This window comes from Pelomonas sp. Root405 (assembly GCF_001425165.1).
Lineage (GTDB): Bacteria > Pseudomonadota > Gammaproteobacteria > Burkholderiales > Burkholderiaceae_C > Pelomonas.
On sequence record NZ_LMDU01000014.1, the window covers coordinates 444752 to 463879 of the forward strand.

General features: G+C 67.7%; 14 protein-coding genes. 5 read left to right on the forward strand and 9 right to left on the reverse strand.

Features of this window, described 5'->3' with window-relative positions; all coding sequences use genetic code 11:
- Window positions 1–35: 35 nt before the first annotated feature.
- Complete coding sequence (locus tag ASC81_RS19955) at window positions 36–512, reverse strand: MarR family winged helix-turn-helix transcriptional regulator (RefSeq protein ID WP_056270972.1); 477 nt, start codon at window positions 510–512, stop codon at window positions 36–38.
- 137 nt (window positions 513–649) lie between these two features.
- Here ASC81_RS19955 and ASC81_RS19960 point away from each other — a divergent pair, with 137 nt between their 5' ends.
- Window positions 650–1012, forward strand: a complete 363-nt coding sequence (locus ASC81_RS19960; protein ID WP_056270974.1) for a DUF1304 domain-containing protein — start codon at window positions 650–652, stop codon at window positions 1010–1012.
- Between the two features lie 6 nt (window positions 1013–1018).
- Here ASC81_RS19960 and ASC81_RS19965 read toward each other — a convergent pair whose 3' ends face one another.
- The 6 genes from ASC81_RS19965 to queF all read right to left on the reverse strand — a co-directional run bounded on the left by ASC81_RS19965 (window position 1019) and on the right by queF (window position 7537).
- Entirely contained in the window at window positions 1019–2950 is a 1932-nt protein-coding gene (locus ASC81_RS19965; protein WP_056270977.1) for an ATP-binding cassette domain-containing protein, read from the reverse strand.
- Window positions 2947–3819 (reverse strand): 50S ribosomal protein L3 N(5)-glutamine methyltransferase, encoded by an 873-nt coding sequence (gene prmB / locus ASC81_RS19970; RefSeq protein ID WP_056270980.1) that lies wholly within the window; start codon window positions 3817–3819, stop codon window positions 2947–2949. The genes ASC81_RS19965 and prmB overlap by 4 nt, the downstream gene beginning before the upstream one ends.
- Entirely contained in the window at window positions 3816–4985 is a 1170-nt protein-coding gene (locus ASC81_RS19975; protein WP_235533716.1) for a PilT/PilU family type 4a pilus ATPase, read from the reverse strand. The genes prmB and ASC81_RS19975 overlap by 4 nt, the downstream gene beginning before the upstream one ends.
- A gap of 2 nt (window positions 4986–4987) precedes the next feature.
- Complete coding sequence (gene dapD, locus ASC81_RS19980) at window positions 4988–5812, reverse strand: 2,3,4,5-tetrahydropyridine-2,6-dicarboxylate N-succinyltransferase (RefSeq protein ID WP_056270982.1); 825 nt, start codon at window positions 5810–5812, stop codon at window positions 4988–4990.
- A complete protein-coding gene (gene dapC, locus ASC81_RS19985) occupies window positions 5809–7011 on the reverse strand; it encodes a succinyldiaminopimelate transaminase (protein ID WP_056270985.1) in 1203 nt (400 codons plus the stop codon). The genes dapD and dapC overlap by 4 nt, the downstream gene beginning before the upstream one ends.
- 85 nt (window positions 7012–7096) lie before the next feature.
- Entirely contained in the window at window positions 7097–7537 is a 441-nt protein-coding gene (queF, locus tag ASC81_RS19990; protein ID WP_056271832.1) for a preQ(1) synthase, read from the reverse strand.
- 159 nt (window positions 7538–7696) lie between these two features.
- Between queF and smc the strand changes: the two genes are divergently transcribed.
- The 4 genes from smc to ASC81_RS20010 all read left to right on the forward strand — a co-directional run bounded on the left by smc (window position 7697) and on the right by ASC81_RS20010 (window position 16484).
- Window positions 7697–11209, forward strand: a complete 3513-nt coding sequence (smc, locus tag ASC81_RS19995) for a chromosome segregation protein SMC (RefSeq protein ID WP_056270988.1) — start codon at window positions 7697–7699, stop codon at window positions 11207–11209.
- The gene (locus ASC81_RS20000; RefSeq protein WP_056270991.1) at window positions 11206–12249 is read left to right on the forward strand and encodes a cell division protein ZipA C-terminal FtsZ-binding domain-containing protein; all 1044 of its coding nucleotides are present in this window, start codon (window positions 11206–11208) and stop codon (window positions 12247–12249) included. Before smc ends, ASC81_RS20000 begins: the two co-directional genes overlap by 4 nt.
- 128 nt (window positions 12250–12377) lie before the next feature.
- Entirely contained in the window at window positions 12378–15149 is a 2772-nt protein-coding gene (locus tag ASC81_RS20005) for a bifunctional diguanylate cyclase/phosphodiesterase (protein ID WP_056270994.1), read from the forward strand.
- A 33-nt stretch (window positions 15150–15182) separates the two neighbouring features.
- Entirely contained in the window at window positions 15183–16484 is a 1302-nt protein-coding gene (locus ASC81_RS20010; RefSeq protein ID WP_056270997.1) for a hemolysin family protein, read from the forward strand.
- On the opposite strand, the gene ASC81_RS20015 is transcribed toward ASC81_RS20010, so the two are convergent.
- Complete coding sequence (locus tag ASC81_RS20015; RefSeq protein WP_235533717.1) at window positions 16474–18339, reverse strand: alpha-amylase family glycosyl hydrolase; 1866 nt, start codon at window positions 18337–18339, stop codon at window positions 16474–16476. The genes ASC81_RS20010 and ASC81_RS20015 overlap by 11 nt on opposite strands.
- A gap of 247 nt (window positions 18340–18586) precedes the next feature.
- On the reverse strand, window positions 18587–19102 hold the full coding sequence (locus tag ASC81_RS20020) for a hemerythrin domain-containing protein (RefSeq protein WP_056271001.1): 516 nt from the start codon (window positions 19100–19102) through the stop codon (window positions 18587–18589).
- Window positions 19103–19128 lie beyond the last annotated feature (26 nt).

Below are 19128 nucleotides of genomic sequence, written 5' to 3' on the forward strand. Positions count from 1 at the left end.
TGGGGCTCCTTGGGTTGACGGTGGGGTGGGGGAAATCAGTTGCCTGCAGACTGGCCCAGCTGCTGTCGCAGTTGGTGCAGCCGCTGCGTCAGGGTGACGAGTTCGTCCAGCTCGCAGGCGCTGGCACAGGCCAGCTGGCCGGGAATGTCCAAAGCCTTGGCGCGCAGCTTGCGGCCGGCAGATGTCAGGAAAAGGTCGACGCGGCGTTCGTCTTCCGTGGCGCGGCGGCGCTCGATGTGGCCGAGGGCCTCCAGCCGCTTCAGAAGTGGCGTCAGCGTGCCGGAGTCCAGCGACAGGCGTTCGCCGAGCTGGCTGACGCTCAGCCCCTCGGTCTCCCACAGCACCAGCATGACGAGGTATTGCGGATAGGTCAGGCCGAGCGGTGCAAGCAGCGGCTTGTAGAGCTTGGTCATCGCCAGCGAGCTGCTGTAGAGCGCAAAGCACAACTGCCGATCCAGCTTGAGCCATTGCTCGCGCGAATCGACGGGTGCGGATGCCTTGCTGCGTGCCATGGCCGTTAATGTAGTTGGCAATTCAATTGCGCACAATACAAATGGTCTTTGCGCCGGGTCGTTTGGGCGACAGGAGAGGCTAGGGTGATCTGCGAGGATGCGCCACCCCCAATCGAACAACGACGAGGAGAGATGCGATGCAGATGGTGGCAATCGTGCTGGCCGCGCTGGTGGCGCTGCTGCACCTGTATTTCCTGGTGCTGGAAATGTTCTTCTGGACCAAGCCGCTGGGCCGCAAGGCCTTCGGGCTGAAGGCTGTCTTTGCCGAGCAGACGAAGGCGCTGGCCGCCAACCAGGGGCTTTACAACGGCTTTCTCGCTGCCGGCCTGGCATGGGGCCTGATGCAGGGTGCCACGGGTGCGGGCAAGCCCTGGCTGGTGTTCTTCCTCGGCTGCGTCATCGTGGCCGGCGTTTTCGGCGCGGCGACGGCATCGAAGAAGATCCTTTACGTGCAGGCGCTGCCCGGCGCACTGGCGCTGGCAGCCGTCCTGCTCGCCTGACCCAGCTCAGCTCAGCGCTTCGATCTGCTCGCTCAGCGTCAGCCAGCGCGCCTCATCGGTTTCGAGCTGATCGCTGATCGCCTTCAGCCGCTTGCCCATCTCGGCAATGGCCGAGGCGGCTGCGCCTTCTGCGAGCTGGGCCTCGATGCCCGCGCGCTCTTCTGCCAGGGTGTGCATGCGCTTGTCGATGGCTTCCATCTCCTTGCGCAGCGGCCGCGTCTGCTCGGCGAGCTTGGCGCGGGCCTGGCCTGAGGCCTTGCGGTCCTCGCGTGGCGCGGGCGCCTGAACAGGTGCGGCGGCCACGACAGGCGCAGGCGCGGCGGCGGGCTGCTTCTTGGCGGCGCGTGCGGCTTCCTTGCTCTGCTCCAGCAGCCAGCGCTGATAGTCGTCCAGGTCGCCGTCGAAGGGCTTGACGACGCCATCGGCCACCAGCCAGAACTCGTCGCAGACCTCGCGCAGCAACGCGCGGTCGTGGCTGACCAGCATCACCGTGCCCTCGAACTCATTGAGCGCCATCGACAGCGCCTCGCGGGTGTTGAGGTCCAGGTGGTTGGTGGGTTCGTCCAGCAGCAGCAGGTTGGGGCGCTGCCAGACGAGCATGGCCAGCACGAGGCGCGCCTTCTCGCCCCCGGACAGGCTGCCGACCTGCTGGTTGACCATGTCGCCGGTGAATCGGAACTGGCCGAGGAAGTCGCGCAGCTCCTGCTCGCGGCCCGCCGGGCCGACTTCACGTGCGAGCCTCACCATGTGCTCCAGCGGGCCTTCGTCCAGGCGCAGCACGTCCAGCTCCTGCTGCGCGAAGTAGCCAATGGACAGTCCCTTGCCCTGCGTCAGCCTGCCGGCCAGCGCGGGCTGGGTGCCGGCAATCGTCTTGACCAGCGTGGACTTGCCCTGGCCGTTGGCGCCCAGGATGCCGATGCGCTGGCCGGCCAGCACGGAGCGGTCGATGTTGCGCACGATGGTCGTGGTGCCGTAGCCCGCCGACATCTCGTCGAACATCAGCATCGGGTTGGGCAGGTTCAGCGGTTCGCGGAACTCGAAGTTGAAGTCGGCAGAGGCAAGCACGGGAGCCAGGCGCTCCATGCGCTCCAGCGCCTTCACGCGGCTTTGTGCCTGCTTGGCCTTGCTGGCCTTGGCCTTGAAGCGGTCGATGAATTTCTGCAGGTGGGCGACGCGCTCCTGCTGCTTGGAGAAGGCCGCCTGCTGCAGCACCATGCGCTCGGCGCGCTGGGTCTCGAAGCTGGTGTAGTTGCCGCCGTAGCGCACCAGCTTGCCTTCGTCGAGGTGCAGGGTGACCTTGGTGATCGCGTCGAGGAATTCGCGGTCGTGGCTGATGATGATCAGCGTGCCGTCGTAGCGCTGCAGCCAGGCTTCCAGCCAGACCAGGGCGTCCAGGTCTAGGTGGTTGGTCGGTTCGTCCAGCAGCATCAGCTCGGCCGGGCACATCAGCGCGCGGGCCAGTTGCAGGCGCATGCGCCAGCCGCCGGAGAAGCTGTTGACGGGCGCGTCCAGCTGCTCGGTCTTGAAGCCCAGGCCCATCAGCAGTGCCTGGGCGCGGGAGCGGGCGTCGAAGGCGCCGACGTCAGCCAGCAGCGCATGCGCGTCGGCCATCGCGTGGCCGTCGTTGGCAGCCTCGGCGGCGTCGAGCGCGGCGCGGGCGGCCACCAGCGGCAGATCGCCCTCCAGCACGTAGTCGGTCGCGCCGTCGTCGGTCTCCGGCATGTTCTGGGCCACCTCGGAGCGGCGCCAGTGCCTGGGCACCTTGACCTCGCCCTTGTCGTTGCCCAGGCGGTGCGTCAGCAGCGCGAACAGACTGGACTTGCCGGCGCCGTTGCGGCCGACGAGGCCGATCTTTTCGCCGGGTTGCAGCGTGGCGGACGCGTTGTCCAGCACCACCTTAACGCCGCGGCGCAGCGTGATGTCGCGCAGCGTGATCATTGCAGGGACTCCTTCGTCAGCAGCAGCACCTGATCGGCGCCGGACGACGTTTCGAGCCAGACGGTTTCCAGCGTCGGGAAGGCGGCCTCGAAGTGCTCGCGCTCGTTGCCGATCTCCAGCACGAGCACGCCGTCGTCGGTCAACGCGGCGGGCGCGGCGCGCAGCAGCTCGCGGATGAAGTCCATGCCGTCCGACCCGCCGGCCAGCGCCAGTTCGGGTTCGGCGCGGTATTCGGCGGGCAGGGCAGCCATGCTGTTGCTGTTCACGTAGGGCGGGTTGCAGAGAATCAAGTCGTAGGGTCCCGCATCTTGGTTGATTGCGGCGGCGAGGCCGTCGCCTTGCAGCAGGCGGATGCGCAGTGCCAGATCGTGGCGCTCGACATTGAGCTTCGCGACGGCGAGCGCGTTGATGTCGATGTCCAACGCATCGACTTCCACATCAGGCCAAGCCATCGCGGCCAGCACGGCAAGGCTGCCGTTGCCGGTGCACAGGTCGAGCACGCGGCGGCTGTTCGGGTGCAGCCAGGGATCAATGCTGGCGTCGGCGATCAGCTCGGCGATGAAGCTGCGCGGCACGATGGCACGCTCATCGATGGTGAAGGGCACGCCCTGCAGCCAGGCCTCGCCGGTCAGGTAGGCGGCCGGCTTGCGGGTGGCGATGCGCTCGTCGATCAGCGCGACGATGGCCGCCAGTTCGGCCTGGCTCAGCTCGCGCTCTTCGTGCGCTTCCAGGGCGTCAAGCGGCAGGCCCAGGCGCCACAGCGCCAACCACATCGCCTCGTCGAAGGCATTCGTCGTGCCATGGCCAAAAAACAAGCCCGCCTGGGAGAGGCGGGCGGCTTGGGTGTCAATGCAGTGGATCAGTTTCAAGAGCCGCGAACGTCCAGGGTGATTTCGGTGAAGCTGGGCTCGTCGCCCGCTTTCTCTTCCTTGCGCGGCGCGTTGGTCAGGCGCGAGCCCGGCGCCTCGTTCTGCAGCCGCCACAGCAGATTGGTCGGCGAGTCGGCGAAGGCCAGGCCTTCCTCGCGGGTGATGACGCCGTCGGTAATGAGCTTGGCGAAGTGTTCTTCGTAGGTCTGCGATCCCTCGGCGATGGACTTCTCCATCGCCTCCTTCACACCGGCGAAGTCGCCTTGCTCGATGAGCTCGGACACCAGCTTGGTATTCAAGAGGATCTCGATGACAGGCACGCGGCCGCCGGCGGTGGCGCGCACCAGGCGCTGCGAGACGACCGCCTTAAGACCGGCCGCCAGGTCGTTCAGCAGCGCCGGCCGCGACTCCGGCGTGTAGAAGGACAGGATGCGGTTCAGCGCGTGATAGGTGTTGTTGCCGTGCAGCGTGGCCAGCACGAGGTGGCCCGACAGCGCATAGCTGATGGCCGCCGTCATGGTGTCGCGGTCGCGGATCTCACCGATCAGGATGCAGTCGGGCGCCTGGCGCAGCGCGTTCTTCAACGCGACCTGCAACGACGCGGTGTCGCGGCCGATCTCGCGCTGGTTGACCACCGAGCGCTTGTTGCTGAAGAGGTATTCGATCGGGTCCTCGATGGTGAGGATGTGCCCGGTCATCGTCTGGTTGCGCAGCTCCAGCATGGAGGCCAGCGTCGTGCTCTTGCCGGTGCCGGTCGCGCCCACCATCAAGATGAGGCCGCGCTTCTCCTTGATCATGCCGCCGAGCACGAGGGGAAGTTGCAGGCTCTCCAGCGTCGGGATGTCGTGCGGGATGTGGCGGAACACGGCGGCAATCGAGCCGCGCTGTCGAAAGCCCGACAGGCGAAAGCTGCCGACGCCGCGCACCGACACGGCCATGTTGAGTTCGCCCGAGTTGTCAAGCTCGGCCAGCGATGTCGGGTCGACGACCTCGGCGATCAGCTGGCGCGGTTGCGGCGGCGTCAGCAACTGGTCCGACAACTGCACGGTCTGGCCGTTGATGCGGATCAGCACCGGCATATTGGCCGACAGATAGCAGTCCGACGCCCCCTTGTCGGCCATCAGCCGCAGGATGCGTTCCATGTTGCCGGCGGCTGGGCTGCTCATGATCAGGCGCGCAGCAGTTCGTTGATGCTGGTCTTGGAGCGCGTCTGGGCGTCGACGCGCTTCACGATGATGGCCGCATACAACGAGTAGCGGCCGCCATCCTTGGGCAGGCTGCCCGAGATGACGACGGAGCCGGCCGGGATGCGGCCGTAGCTGACGGTGTCGGTCGCGCGGTCGTAGATGGGCGTGCTCTGGCCGATATAGACGCCCATCGAGATGACCGAGTTCTCTTCGACGATGACGCCTTCGACCACCTCGGAGCGGGCGCCGATGAAGCAGTTGTCTTCGATGATGGTCGGGTTGGCCTGCAGCGGCTCCAGCACGCCGCCGATGCCGACGCCGCCGGAGAGGTGCACGTTCTTGCCGATCTGCGCGCAGGAGCCGACGGTGGCCCAGGTGTCGACCATGGCGCCTTCGTCCACATAGGCGCCGATGTTCACGTAGCTGGGCATCAGCACCACGTTCTTCGCCTGGAAGCTGCCGCGGCGGGCGACGGCCGGGGGCACGATGCGCACGCCGCTGGCGCGCAGCTGTTCGTCGCTCCAGCCGGCGTACTTGGTGGGCACCTTGTCGAAGAAGGTCAGTTCCTTGTCACCCATGATGCGGTTGTCGTTCAGGCGGAACGACAGCAGCACGGCCTTCTTGACCCACTGGTTCACCGTCCACTGGCCGACGCTTTCACGCGTGGCCACACGCAGGCGGCCGGCATCCAGTTCGGCAATCACATGCTCGACGGCCTGGCGCAGATCGGGCGAGTTGGTGGGGTCCAGCGCGGCGCGGTTGTCCCAGGCGAGGTCGATCAGGCTTTGCAGTTCGGCGGTGTTCATGGGCGAGCTTGAGGAGATTTCGTGAAGGAGACGATGCGGCGGGCGGCGTCAAGGCATTCGGCCTCGTCGGCCACCAGGGCCAGCCTGATGCGCCCGGCGCCGGGGTTGCTGCCGTGGGCGGTGCGGGCCAGCAGGCTGCCCGGCAGGACGGCCAGATTGTATTGAGCGAGCAAGCCTTGGGCGAAGGCAATGTCGTCGCCGCCAGGGATGCTCGCCCACAGGTAGAAGCCGGCGTCCGGCAGGGCCACGTCCAAGACGTCGGCCAGCAATGGCGTCACCTCGGCAAACTTCTGGCGGTAGCGCGCCCGGTTCTCAACGACATGGGCCTCGTCGCCCCATGCGGCGATGCTGGCGGCCTGCACCAGCGGGCTCATCGCGCTGCCGTGATAGGTGCGGTAGAGCAGGAACTTCTTCAGCAGGGCGGCGTCGCCGGCCACGAATCCCGAGCGCAGGCCGGGCACGTTGGAACGCTTGGACAGCGAGGTGAAGGCGATCAGGTTCTTGAAGTCGCCGCGGCCCAGCGTGGCGGCGGCTTCCAGGCCACCGAGCGGCGCTTCGTCACGGAAATAGATCTCCGAGTAGCACTCGTCCGACGCGATGACGAAGCCATGGCGGTCGCTCAGCTCGAACAGCGCCTGCCATTCCGACAGCGGCATCACCGCGCCACTCGGGTTGCCGGGCGAGCAGACGTAGATCAGCTGGGTACCTGCCCAGGTGGCATCGTCGATCTGGCGCCAGTCCACCGCGAAGTTGCGTGCTGGGTCCGAATTGGCAAAGGCCACCTGCGCCCCGGCCAGCAAGGCCGCGCCTTCGTAGATTTGATAGAAGGGGTTGGGGCAGACAACCGTGGCGCCGACGCGACTCGCGTCGACCACCGTTTGTGCAATGGCGAACAGCGCCTCGCGCGAGCCGTTGACCGGCAGCACCTGGGTCAGCGGGTCCAGCGTCAGCCCGTAGCGCCGCGAGATCCAGGCCGCGATGGCTTCGCGCAAGGCCGGCATGCCAGCGGTGGCCGGATAGCCCGACAGGCCCTTCATGGCGCCCTTGATGGCCTCTTCGATCAGTGCCGGCGCGGCGTGGCGCGGCTCGCCAATCCCGAGCGAGATGGGCGCGAATCCGGCGTTGGGGGTGATGTCGGCGGTCAGCGCCTTCAAGCGCTCGAACGGGTAGGGCTGCAGCCGGTCCAGCAAGGGATTCATGTCTGCCCCTCGCCAGCGGCGTACCGCTGTCGCTCCCCCGAGGGGATGCGTGCCGGCTTGGGAGCGGCCCGGTGCTCGTCACGCTTCATCCCAACATCCCCGACTCGAAGCCATGCGCCGGCAGGTCCACGCGCGGCGCCGGCGTCCAGCCGGCCTTGCGGTGCTCGACCACCACATTGGTGTAGATGCCGCCCCGCACATACCACTTGGCCGTGATGCGGATGAAGCGCGGGTCGGTGACCTTGATGATGTCGTCGAGGATGGTGTTGGTGACCTTCTCGTGAAAGGCGCCCTCGTTGCGGTAGCTCCAGAAGTACATCTTCAGGCTCTTGAGCTCGACGCAGAGCTCGTCCGCAATCATGTCGATGGTGAAGTGGGCGAAGTCGGGCTGGCCAGTCAGCGGGCAGTGGCAGGTGAACTCCGGCACCTGGAACTGGATGACGTAGTCGCGCTCGGGGTTCGGGTTCGGAAAGACCAGGATGTCCTTGCTCGGCTTGGTCGGCGGGTTCTTGGGCACCTCGCGCATCTTGGGTTTCTTCTTGGCGGCGGGCGCGGGGGCGGACTTCTTGGTAGCCATGGTGACGGGTCTATCTGGGAGGGGGCGAATGCTATCATCCGGCCCCGTCGAAGCGCCCTTTAAAGGCGCTTTTCTTTAGCCAAATCAAGGGCTTACGAACCTTCCTCCATGCGGCTGAACTCGATCAAGCTCGCCGGCTTCAAGTCCTTTGCCGAACCCACGACCTTCCAGCTGCCCGGGCAGCTTGTCGGCGTCGTCGGCCCCAACGGCTGCGGCAAGTCCAACATCATGGATGCGGTGCGCTGGGTGCTGGGCGAGAGCAAGGCCAGCGAGCTGCGCGGCGAGTCCATGCAGGACGTCATCTTCAACGGCAGCGGCAACCGCAAGCCGGCGGGGCGCTCCAGCGTGGAGCTGGTGTTCGACAACCAATCGGCCCGTGCCGGCGGCCCCTGGAACCAGTTCACCGAGATCGCCGTCAAGCGCGTGCTGACGCGCGACGGCACCAGCAGCTACTTCATCAACAACCAGCCGGTGCGCCGCCGTGACGTGCAGGACGTGTTTCTGGGCACGGGCCTGGGGCCGAGGGCCTACGCCATCATCGGCCAGGGCACCATCTCGCGCATCATCGAGAGCAAGCCCGAGGAGCTGCGCCTGTTCCTGGAGGAAGCGGCCGGCGTGTCCAAGTACAAGGAACGCCGCCGCGAGACCGAGAACCGGCTCAAGGACACGCGCGAGAACCTGACCCGCGTCGACGACATCCTGCGCGAGCTGAACGCCAACCTCGAGAAGCTGGAGCGTCAGGCGGAGGTGGCGGCAACGTATCGCGACCTGCAGGACAGCGGCACGCTGAAGCTGCACCAGCTGTGGTTCCTGAAGCTGCGCGACGCCGGCAATGAAGCGACGCGCGTGAAGGCGGCGCATGCCGAGGCGCTGAACGCGCTGGAATCGCGCACGGCCGAGCTGCGCGCCGTCGAAGCCGAGCTGGAGGAGGTGCGTCAGCAGCACTACGCCGCCGGCGACGAGTTGCACGCTTCACAAGGCCGTTATGCCGAAGCGCAACTGGAAGTGAGCCGGCTGGAGGAACGCATCCGCTTCGTCGTCGAGAGCCGCAACCGCGCCCAGGCGCGCCTGGCCGAACTGCACGCGCAGGACGGCCAGTGGCGCGAGCGTGTCGAGCAGGCCAAGGCCGAGCTCGAAGGCATTGCCGAGCAGATTGCCGGTGCCGACGAGCAGAGCGAGATCCTCGCCGCCCAGGCCGAGGAGCAGCAGGGCCAACTGCCGGTGGTCGAGGATGCCTTGCGGGCAGCGCAGGCCCGTGCGAACGAGCAGCGCACGCTGGTCACCCAGGTCCAGCAGCAGATCCAGGTGCTGGCCGCCGAGAGCCGCAGCGTGGACGAGCAGGCGAGGGCGCTGCGCCAGCGCGAGGACCGGCTCACGGCCGAATCGCGCGCCCTCGGTGCGCCCGACCACGAGGCGCTTGAATCGCTGCGCGAGCGTGCCGCCGCCGCGGACGAGGCGCGTGATCTGTCCGATGCGCGTCTTCAGGAGCTGGCCGAGCAGCTGCCCCAACTTGAAGAGCAGCGCCGCACTGCCCAGCAGGACGCCAACGCCCAGCTCGCCAGGCAGTCGGAACTGACCGCCCGCCTGGAAGCCCTGAAGGCGCTGCAGGAGAAGGTGCAGACCGAGGGCAAGCTCAAGCCTTGGCTGGCCAAGCATGGGCTGGACGGCCTGCAAGGTCTGTGGACCAAGCTGCACATCGAACACGGCTGGGAGAACGCGCTCGAAGCCGCCCTTCGCGAGCGCATGGGTGCGCTCAGCGTCGGCCGGCTGGACACGGTGCGCGCCTTCGAGGCGGACGCGCCGCCGGCTCGCCTGGCCTTCTATTCGACGCCGCCCGGCGCGATTGCCAACACGCACGAGACGCTGCCCAAACTCAGCGCGCTGCTGCGTCTCAACGACGCCGGTTTGAGCGCGCTGCTGAACGACTGGCTGGAAGGCGTCTATACCGCGCCGACGCTGGACGACGCGCTCGCCGCGCGCGGCAAGCTGACGCATGGCGAGCTGATCCTGACGCCAGCCGGCCACGCGGTCGGCCAGTTCTCGGTGACCTTTTACGCGCCCGATTCCGAGCAGGCCGGGCTGCTGGCCCGCGCGCAGGAGATCGAGCAGCTGACGACGGCCCAGCGCGCGCAGAACCTGATCGCCGATGAGGCCCGCCTGTCGCTGAGCCGCATCGAGCACCAGTTCAACGACGCCAACGGGCGACTCACGACGCTGCGCCGCGAAGCCAGCGAGGCGCAGACGCGCGCCCACCAGATCCATGTCGAGCTGCTGCGCCTGTCGCAACAGGCCGAAGCCAGCCAGCAGCGCCGCAGCGCGCTCGATGCGGAGCTGGCCGAGATCGCCGCGCAGCAGGAAGGCCTGCAGGAGCGTCGTGCGGTGGGCGAGGCGCGCTTCGAGGAACTCGACATCCAGCTTGGCGACGCCCAGCAGCGCCACGCCGAGTTGGAAGACGGCACCATCGCCGCTGAACGCAAGCTGTCCGACGCCCGCGAGCAACTGCGCGCGCTGGAGCGTCGTGCCCAGGAGGCTCGCTTTGCCACGCAGACGCTGGCCGCCCGCCGCGGCGAGCTGCAGCGCGGCATCGAGACGGCCGAGGCGCAGATCGCCACCGTCGCCACCTCCGCCGCCAACCTGCAGGCCGAGCTGGACACGCTGAACGATGCCGCGGCCCAGGCCGGGCTGCAGGATGCGCTGGCCATCAAGGTCGAGCGTGAGGGCCAGTTGGCTGCCGTGCGCGCCGGCTACGACGACCTGTCGTTGCGCCTGCGCAAGGCGGACGAGCAGCGCATGACGTTCGAGCGCAGCATGGATCCGCTGCGCGAGGCCATCACCAAGCTGCAGCTGGAAGAGCAGGCCGCCCAGCTGGGCGGCGCGCAATACCGCGAGCAGCTCGAAGCCGCGGCCGTCGACCTGGAAGTTCTGGCCAAGTCCATCGAGGACGGCGCCGTCAAGCTCTACGGCCTGCAGGGCGAGATCGACCGCATCAACCGCGAGATCGCTGCTCTCGGCGCCGTCAACCTCGCGGCGCTCGACGAGCTGACCACCGCCCGCGAGCGCAAGACCTTCCTCGACTCGCAGTGCGCCGACCTCAACTCGGCCATCAAGACGCTGGAAGACGCGATCCACAAGATCGACCTGGAGACGCGCGACCTGCTCGGCTCGACCTTCAACCAGGTCAACGACCACTTCGGCCGCATGTTCCCGGAGCTGTTCGGCGGCGGCGAGGCGCGCCTCGTCATGACCGGCGACGAAATCCTGGACGCCGGCGTGCAGGTGCTGGCCCAGCCGCCGGGCAAGAAGAACAGCACCATCCACCTGCTGTCGGGTGGTGAAAAGGCGCTGACGGCGATTGCCCTCGTGTTCGCGATCTTCCAGCTCAACCCCGCGCCCTTCTGCCTGCTCGACGAAGTGGACGCGCCGCTGGATGACGCCAACACCGAGCGTTATGCGCGCCTGGTCACCAAGATGAGCGCCGGCACGCAATTCCTCTTCATCTCGCACAACAAGATTGCGATGGAAATGGCTGAACAACTGATTGGCGTGACCATGCAGGAGCAGGGCGTGTCGCGCATCGTCGCCGTCGACATGGACAAGGCGCTGGCCCTGGCTGAAGCATGAACCTCTCGCTGACCGAACTTCTCGCCATTGCCGGCGGCCTCCTGCTGGCGGGCGTCATCGCCCACGGCGCCTGGGCAGCGCGCAAGGCCGGCCCCAAGCGGGCCTTGCCGCCGCCCGAGGAGCCGCATTTCGATGCGCCGCCGCTGTCGGCGGAAAGCGGCGGCGATGTCGAGCCGCTGGAGGTGACGCTGCCGGCCGTCGCCCGCCCGCGCCGGCCCTCGGCCCGCATCGACGCGCTGATCGACGCCATTGCAACCATCACCGTCGAGGCGCCTGTCTCCGGTGAGCTGGCCTTGCAGCACCAGCCCGGCAGCCGCCGCGCCGGTACCAAGCCGCTGCAGATCGAAGGCCTGAACGCGGGGACCGGTGACTGGGAACTGCCCGGGCCGGGCCAGCGCTACAGCGAATTCCAGGCCGGTCTGAAGATGGCCAACCGCAGCGGCGCCCTCAACGAGATCGAGTACTCGGAGTTCGTGCAGAAGATCCAGGCCTTTGCCGATGGCGTGGGCGGCTTCGTGCAGTTCCCCGACATGCTCGACGTCGTCGCCCGCGCCCGCGAGCTGGACCAATTCGCCGCCAGCCATGACGCGCAGCTCGCGCTGCTGCTGCGCGCCAAGGCTGCGGCCTGGACGCCCGGTTTCGTGCAGCAGGCCGCCGCCCGCCACGGCTTTGTGGCGGGCTCCCTGCCCGGCCGTCTCGTGATGCCGTCGGCAGAGGAAGGCGCGCCGCCGATCCTGACGCTGCAGTTCGACGCCCAGGCAGCGCTCGCCGAGGACCCCGAGGCGCAGTCGCTGCGCGAGCTGACACTGGCGCTCGACGTGCCGCAGACACCGGCCGAGGCCGAGCCCTTTGCAGCCTGGCAGGAGGCCGCCCGCGCGCTGGCGCGCGACCTGGAGGCCGATGTCTGCGACGACCGCGGCCAGGTGCTGGGCCTGCATGCGTTCGCGGCCATCGACGTGGAGCTGAAGAAGCTCTACGAGGCGCTGGTCGAGCGTGATCTTGCCGCCGGCTCGCCGGCGGCCCGCAGGTTGTTCAGCTGACGGACGTTCAGTGGTTCGCTGTCGTCGTGACATTGGCCGCGCAAACGGCGCGGTCTGACTGACTGCCCGCGGGGCGGCGGCAAGGCAAAGCTTCTAAAGTCTGCGGGTTACACGGCTCAACAAGCCTGATGCGCAGCAGCGGCCCACCCCCAGTCTTCGGTTCCATCTTCCGTCCGGCCGCCCGGCTGTGGCTGCTGGGCTGCGTGTGGCTGCTGGCGCTGTTCGGCCAACCGGGTCTCGCCGCTTCCACGCTCGCCCAGCAGATCGAAGCCATCGAAGCCAGCCATGGCAACGCGCCGCCCGAGGTGGTTGCGCGCCTGCGGCCGCTGGAGGCACAGGCCCGTGCCTTGGGCGGCGACAACCTGCGCGTCTTCCTCGCCGCCTGGGGTTATGCCCACGGCATGACGAACCAGTACACCGTCGTGGATGCGGCCACCGCCGAACTCATCGACCTGGGCGAGCGAGAAGGCAACGCCGCGGCCATGGCCTCCGCCTTTGCACTGCGCGCGACGATGCTGCAGCTGTCCGGGCGCCTGAACGCCGCTTACGGCTGGGTGGAGGAGTCGCTGCCGTGGGTCGAGAAGACGCGGGACGAGCCGCTGCGCTACTGGGTCTTCATGACGGCGGGCAACCTGAGCCTGGCGACGGGACACCTGCAGGAGGGCTTGCGCGCCTATGCGGCGGCGAGCCGGTCTGCGCTCGCCCAGGCCAACCCGCGCCGCGGCGCGCAGGCACACAACGCGCTGGCGCCCATCCGGCTGGCCTTGCGCGACATTGAAGGTGCCCGTGCGGACGCGCAGCAGGCCTCCCGCCTCGCCGAAGCGGCCGGCAGCCTGCCCTTGCAGCTGGCCGCCAAGTTGATGGAATCGCTGGTCGAGGAGGAGGCCGGCCGCGACCCGGCGCGCGACCAGGCTCAGCAGCAGGCACGCCGGCTAGCCGCCAGCATCGACCCTGCCGTTGCCGCGAGTGCGGCCGCCGTGAACCCGGCCTCGGGCAGCACGACCTGGCTCAACAGCCAGGCGGAGGTGGTGCAGGAACTGGCCGGCCTGCACCTGAGCGCGGGCAACTTTGCTGCCGCCCATGGCTATGCCGAACGCGCGCTGAGCCTGGCCCGGCAGGAGGGCGGCGACGAGGATGCCGTGGCGGTGGCGACCATCAGTTCGGGGCTGGCGCGGCTCGGACTGCGCCAGACGGCTGCCGGCGAACGGTTGGTGAACGAAGGCCTGGCGATGCTGGAGAAGCAGGGCCGCAAGGTGCGCCTGCTGGAGCAGCTGAACCGCCATGCCGACCTGCTGGAAGCCTTGGGCGATGCGGCGGGCGCGCTGCGCCAATCGCGCAGGGCGCTGGCGCTGGAGGCCGAGCTGGTGCGCAGCGACCGCGTCAGCACCGTGCTGGAGCTGCAGCGGCGCTCCAGCTTCGAGCAGAACCAGCGCGCCATGGACAGCCTGAAGCATGACAACGAACTGCAGGCCAGCCAGCTGCAGCGCCACCGCAGTGAAAGGCAGCTGACCTTGGGGCTGGCCTTCGCCATGCTGGTCGTCGTGCTGCTGACCGTGGCGCTGTACCGCCGCGCCCGCAAGGCCAACAGCGCCTTGCAGGCTCACAACGCCGAACTGGCCCATGTCGGCCTGCATGACCGCGTGACCGGCCTGCCCAACCGGCGCGCGCTGGAGCAGCGCGCCAGGGAACTCGGCAACGAGCGCTTCATCGGCCTGGGCATCGCCATCAACCGCTTCAGCCGCATCATGGGCAGCCTGGGCCATGCCGCCGGCGACGACTTGCTGTGCCAGGTGGCGGCCCGGCTGAGGTCCGTCGTCGAGGGTGCCGGCGGCCGGCTCTATCGCATGGACGGGCTGTCCTTTGGCGCCATCGTGCCGGCCCTGGCCGACGACGCCGAACTGCGCGGCCTGCTGGACCAGCTGCTGCTGGTGATGCAGCCGGTCTTCGAGGTGCAGCGCCAGCAGCTGGCTGTGACGCTGAGCATCGGCGCCGCCGAGTACCCCCGGCACGGCGCGCAGACTTCCGACATTGCCAAGGCCATTCAGCTGGCGATGCGGCAGGCGCAGGGCCTGCCCGGCAACAGCGCGGTGGTCTTCACGCAAGGTCTGTTGGACGACCAGCAGGACCGCCTGCAACTGGAGGCGCGTTTGTCGCAGGCGCTGGAGCGCGGCGAGTTCGAGCTCTTCTACCAGGCGCAGTGCGACCTGAGCACGCGCAAGCTTTCGGGTTTCGAGGCCCTGCTGCGCTGGCGCAGCCCTGACGGCCTGATTCCGCCCGACCGCTTCATCCCGCTGGCCGAAGAGTCGGGCCTCATCGTGCCCATCGGGCGCTGGGTGCTGCAGCAGGCCTGTCGCCAGGCCAGGGCCTGGCATGACAGCGGCCTGGGCAAGCCCATCGTGGCCATCAACATCTCGCCGCGGCAGTTCCAGCATCCCGAGTTCATGGCCACAGTGCGCGAGGCGCTGGACAGCGCCGGCATTGATCCGCATTTCATCGAGCTGGAGATCACCGAGGGCGCCATGATGGACGACGCCGAGTCCACCATCGCCAAGATGGCCGAACTGCGCGCGCTGGGCCTGCACCTGGCCATCGACGACTTCGGCACCGGCTATTCCAGCCTGGCCTATCTGAAGCGCTTCCCCATCAACCGGCTGAAGATCGACCGCGCCTTCGTGCGCGACCTCGGCCAGGACGAGGGTGGCGCAGCCATCGTGCAGGCCATGATCCAGCTGTCGCACAGTCTGGGCATGACGGTGGTGGCCGAAGGGGTGGAAGACGCCGCCCAGGAAGCCTGCCTGCGCGGCTGGCAGTGCGACGTGATGCAGGGTTTTGGCTATGCGCGCCCGGTGCCCGTCGCAGACGCAACCGCCTTCATGGAGCGGTGCAGCCGCGAGGCCTAAACTGACCGTCCGCTCAGAACCCGGACCCGGCGTTTGACCACCAGCCTGCTGCTGATTGCCCTCCTCATCGCCGCCAGCGCCTTCTTCTCGATGGCCGAGCTGTCGCTCGCCGCCTCGCGGCGGTTGAACCTGCAGCAGCGCGCCGACTCGGGCGACGCCCGCGCCGCCAAGGTGCTGGCCGTGCAGGAGCATCCCGGCGACTACTTCACCGTCGTGCAGATCGGCGTCAACACCGTCGCCATCCTGGCCGGCATCGTCGGCGAGGGGGCGTTCACGCCTTATTTCGAGGGGTTGTTCCGCCTTGTCGCGAACCCCGAAGCTGCGGCAAAGCTCGGTTTTGCGGCGTCCTTCATCAGCATCACGTCGCTGTTCATCGTGATGGCCGACCTAGTGCCCAAGCGCTTGTCGATGAGCGAGCCCGAGCGCGTCGCGATGGCGCTGGTGGGGCCGATGCTGGGGCTGTGCCGCGTGCTGAAGCCACTGGCCTGGTTCTTCAGCAGCATCACCGAAGGCCTGATTCGCCTGCTCGGCCTGCCGGCCAAGCGCGACGAAACGATCAGCTATCGCGACATCCTGGCGCTGACGGAGGCCGGCTACCAGGCCGGCGTCGTCGCGGACGAGGAGCAGCAGGTCATCGCCAATGTCTTCGAGCTGGACACGCGCACCGTCGAGACGGTGATGACGGAGCGCGAGCGCATCGTGTTCTTCTCGCGCGACGACGACGACGTGCTGATCCGCAACCGCATCGCCGACACGCCGCACTCGACCTACCTCGTCTGCGGCGGTGACATCGACCAGGTCGTCGGTTATGTGGACGCGACCGACCTGTTCCAGCGCGTGCTGCGCGACGAGACACTGTCGCTGCGCGAGGACGGCGGCGTGCTCGTCAAGAAGGTGCTCATCGTGCCCGACCGGCTGACGCTGTCGGAAATGCTGACGCAGTTCCGCGAGGCGCATGAGGACTTCGCCGTCGTCGTCAACGAGTACAGCCGCGTGGTGGGCGTCATCACGCTGAACGACGTGATGAACACCGTGATGGGCAGCCTGGTCGCGCCGCACGACGAGGAGCAGATCGTGCGCCGCGAGGACGGCAGCTTCCTGGCCGACGGCATCACGCCCATCCCCGATGTCGAGCGATCGCTCGGCATCGAGGGCTGGCCGCATGCCGGCACCTATGACACCTTGGCCGGCTTCCTGATGGTCATGCTGCGCCGCATTCCGCGGCGCACCGATGTCGTCGAGTGGGAAGGCTGGCGCTTCGAGGTGGTCGACGTGGACAGCTACCGCGTGGATCAGGTGATGATCACTGCGATAGCCCCCGCCGTCAGAACTTGAAGTTGCCGTCGCTGCGCGCCTGCGAACCGCTGGCGCAGCTCGTGAACTCGCGGTTGCCGCTGCCGGTGGCCTGGTTGCTTTCCCAGACGGCCGACGAGCCGTTCCACTTCACGTACTTGTACTGAACCGACGTGCCGGCGGGCAGGCTGACCGTGCCGCTCCAGGGGACGTTGGCGCCCGAGCCCTGGATGGTCAGCGCGAAGCCGGAACCCGGTGCCCAGGCGCCCAGGCCGCCGACATTGCCGACGACGCGCAGGTTCTGCCCCATCGTGGTGTTGGCATTGGCAATCGTGAAGGTCACGGCGCAGCTCCCCCCGCCGCCGCCATTGACCTTCTGCCCGGTGTAGACGGCCACTGCCGGCGTGCCGCTGCCGCTGTTGGCTGGCACGGTGAAGCTGGCATTGCCGCTGGCATCCACCGTCACCGAGTCGGCCGTGCAGCCGGTGCCGGCCGCGTTCTTCGTGCCGTTGATGACATTGCAATACGTGCCGGCGGCCAGGCCGGTCGCGAAGCTGCGCGTCCAGGCGCTGCCGCTGTTGTTCAGCGCCACAAAGCCGACATTGCCGCGGCTGAAGGCGACCTGGTTGCCGTTGTTGCCCACGATCCAGTTCTGCTGCGCCTGGCCAATGGCCGCGCTGCGGAAGCCCACCATGTTGGCCAGCGGCGTCCAGCGGTGCGCGAAGTCCCACACCACGTTGATCTGCGGCGTGCCGCCGCTGTAGGGGCTGGCCGTCGGCCGGTCGGCGCCGTGGTCGCTGAACTTGTAGCCCGAGTAGAGCTGCGCCTCGGCATAGCCCTGGGCCAGCATGAAGACATGGGCCAGCGTGTAGCGGTGGCCGCCGCCATCGTTGCCGGCGGCGTTGTTGATGTTGAGCGAGCTGCCGTTGCGTTCGGTGTCCCAGTTGGCGATGAAGACCGTCGCGTTCTGCGGCTGCAGGAAGCCCCAGCTGCCACCCCAGTTGCCCCAAGTGCCCATGACGCCCGGAATGCTCGACAGGCTCAGGCCGTTGTTGCCGCGGAAGATGTCCCGCATCGAATACGGGAACTGGAATTCGTTGACGGTGCCGACCGGGAAGTAGCTCGGCCGGTCCACCTCGCCATCGTTGATGATTTCCTGCGTGACCCAGATCGGCTCGCCCTGCAGCGTTGTCGGGTAGGTCGCCTTGACCGCGTTCATGATCGAAGTCCAGGCGCTGGCCGGCATGTGCTTGGACGCATCGATGCGAAAGCCGTCCACGCCCATGGCCAGCAGCGATTTCAGGTAGTTGACGATCTGGCCCTGCACATAGGGGTTCTCGGTGGCTAGGTCGGGCAGGCCGCCGAGACGGCAGTTCTGCACCGCCCAGCGGCCGGCGGGCGAGTTGTAGTCGCTGTCCTGGATGTTGCAGTTGGCGTGGAAGTCGTTGGCGCTGAAGAAGGGGTAGCTCAGCGTGTTCGCATTCCAGGTCGAGCCGTCGGTGGCGGTGCCGCTGCCATCGGCCATCTGATTGACGACGATGTCGGCATAAACGCGCACGCCGGCCGCGTGGCAGGCGTTGATCATGGCCTGCAGCTGCGAGGGCGTGCCCATACGGCTGGTCAGGTTGGTGTAGTTGACCGGCTGGTAGACACCCCACCAGCCACCCGCCACCTTGGACGCGTGCGGTGGCGATATCTGCACGCCGCCGACGCCCTTGGGCCCCAGCCATTGCGTGCATTCGGTGGCGATGTCGGGCCAGCTCCACTGGAACATCTGCACCGACGTAGAGGCCGGGTTCAGTGCGAGGGCAGGGGGTGCAAAGGCGGCGAGAGCAGCGCTGGCAGCCAGCGCCAGCGCGTGGGCGAGGCGTTGGCTCGGCATGGAGGTCGAGGGCATGTGTGTCTCCTGGTTGATCGACCGCCGCCCTCATCATGGGGCGGCTGCGTCCGGCCAATCGACTGCATGCCATGGCCGCACTTTCCTGCTTCTGGAAAGTGCGCATCACTCTAGACACCGTCACGCCATGTCGCCGTAGTAAAACTACTTATTCGGCAAGATCATCCATAATAACTCGATGCTCTATGTGTTTCTTGATGTAGTTTGCCTACTGAGCCGCTGAAAATCAGCGGTTGGGGCGGCCATCTCAGCTGCGACGTGACGCCATCTCCTGGCCCATTCGCATCAATGCCGCCTCGTCGCAGCCGGCGCGCGCTGCGGCAAAAGCCTGCCCGTCCTCCACCGCAAGGTGAGCGTCGTACAGCGCCACATAACGCTTCAACAGGCTGGCATCCAACGTCGCGGCCGCGCCGCCACACCAGGCGATCAACGGCTCTCGCAGCGCGGTCCACAGACCCGTCAGCTCGACATGGTCGGCATGCAGGCGGTCCGCCATCACGGCGTGGCCGGAACGGCGCAGCTGGGGCAGCACATGGCGCTCCTCGTCCTCGTGATGAGCCGGGCCGGCCCGGTCGAAATAACGCAGCACGTCGGCCGCCGCCTCGCGGGCCTGTGCGTCGACGCCGTGCTGCTGCACATGGGCCTGCAGGCGCTGCAGCAGATCGAGGCTGCGGCGCACGCGCTCGTGGCAGGCGGCCAGCATTTCGAAGGGCTGATCAAACCCGGCCGCTGGGCCGGCATGCAGGACGAGGCGGGAGGTCATGGAACGATTGTCCCGCCGCGACAATG

Coding starts and splice junctions, on each gene's coding strand:
- ASC81_RS19955 (WP_056270972.1), bottom strand. CDS start 512: ATGGCACGCAGCAAGGCATCCGCACCCGTCGATTCGCGCGAGCAATGG.
- ASC81_RS19960 (WP_056270974.1), top strand. CDS start 650: ATGCAGATGGTGGCAATCGTGCTGGCCGCGCTGGTGGCGCTGCTGCAC.
- ASC81_RS19965 (WP_056270977.1), bottom strand. CDS start 2,950: ATGATCACGCTGCGCGACATCACGCTGCGCCGCGGCGTTAAGGTGGTG.
- ASC81_RS19975 (WP_235533716.1), bottom strand. CDS start 4,985: ATGAGCAGCCCAGCCGCCGGCAACATGGAACGCATCCTGCGGCTGATG.
- dapD (WP_056270982.1), bottom strand. CDS start 5,812: ATGAACACCGCCGAACTGCAAAGCCTGATCGACCTCGCCTGGGACAAC.
- dapC (WP_056270985.1), bottom strand. CDS start 7,011: ATGAATCCCTTGCTGGACCGGCTGCAGCCCTACCCGTTCGAGCGCTTG.
- queF (WP_056271832.1), bottom strand. CDS start 7,537: ATGCGCGAGGTGCCCAAGAACCCGCCGACCAAGCCGAGCAAGGACATC.
- smc (WP_056270988.1), top strand. CDS start 7,697: ATGCGGCTGAACTCGATCAAGCTCGCCGGCTTCAAGTCCTTTGCCGAA.
- ASC81_RS20000 (WP_056270991.1), top strand. CDS start 11,206: ATGAACCTCTCGCTGACCGAACTTCTCGCCATTGCCGGCGGCCTCCTG.
- ASC81_RS20005 (WP_056270994.1), top strand. CDS start 12,378: ATGCGCAGCAGCGGCCCACCCCCAGTCTTCGGTTCCATCTTCCGTCCG.
- ASC81_RS20015 (WP_235533717.1), bottom strand. CDS start 18,339: ATGCCCTCGACCTCCATGCCGAGCCAACGCCTCGCCCACGCGCTGGCG.
- ASC81_RS20020 (WP_056271001.1), bottom strand. CDS start 19,102: ATGACCTCCCGCCTCGTCCTGCATGCCGGCCCAGCGGCCGGGTTTGAT.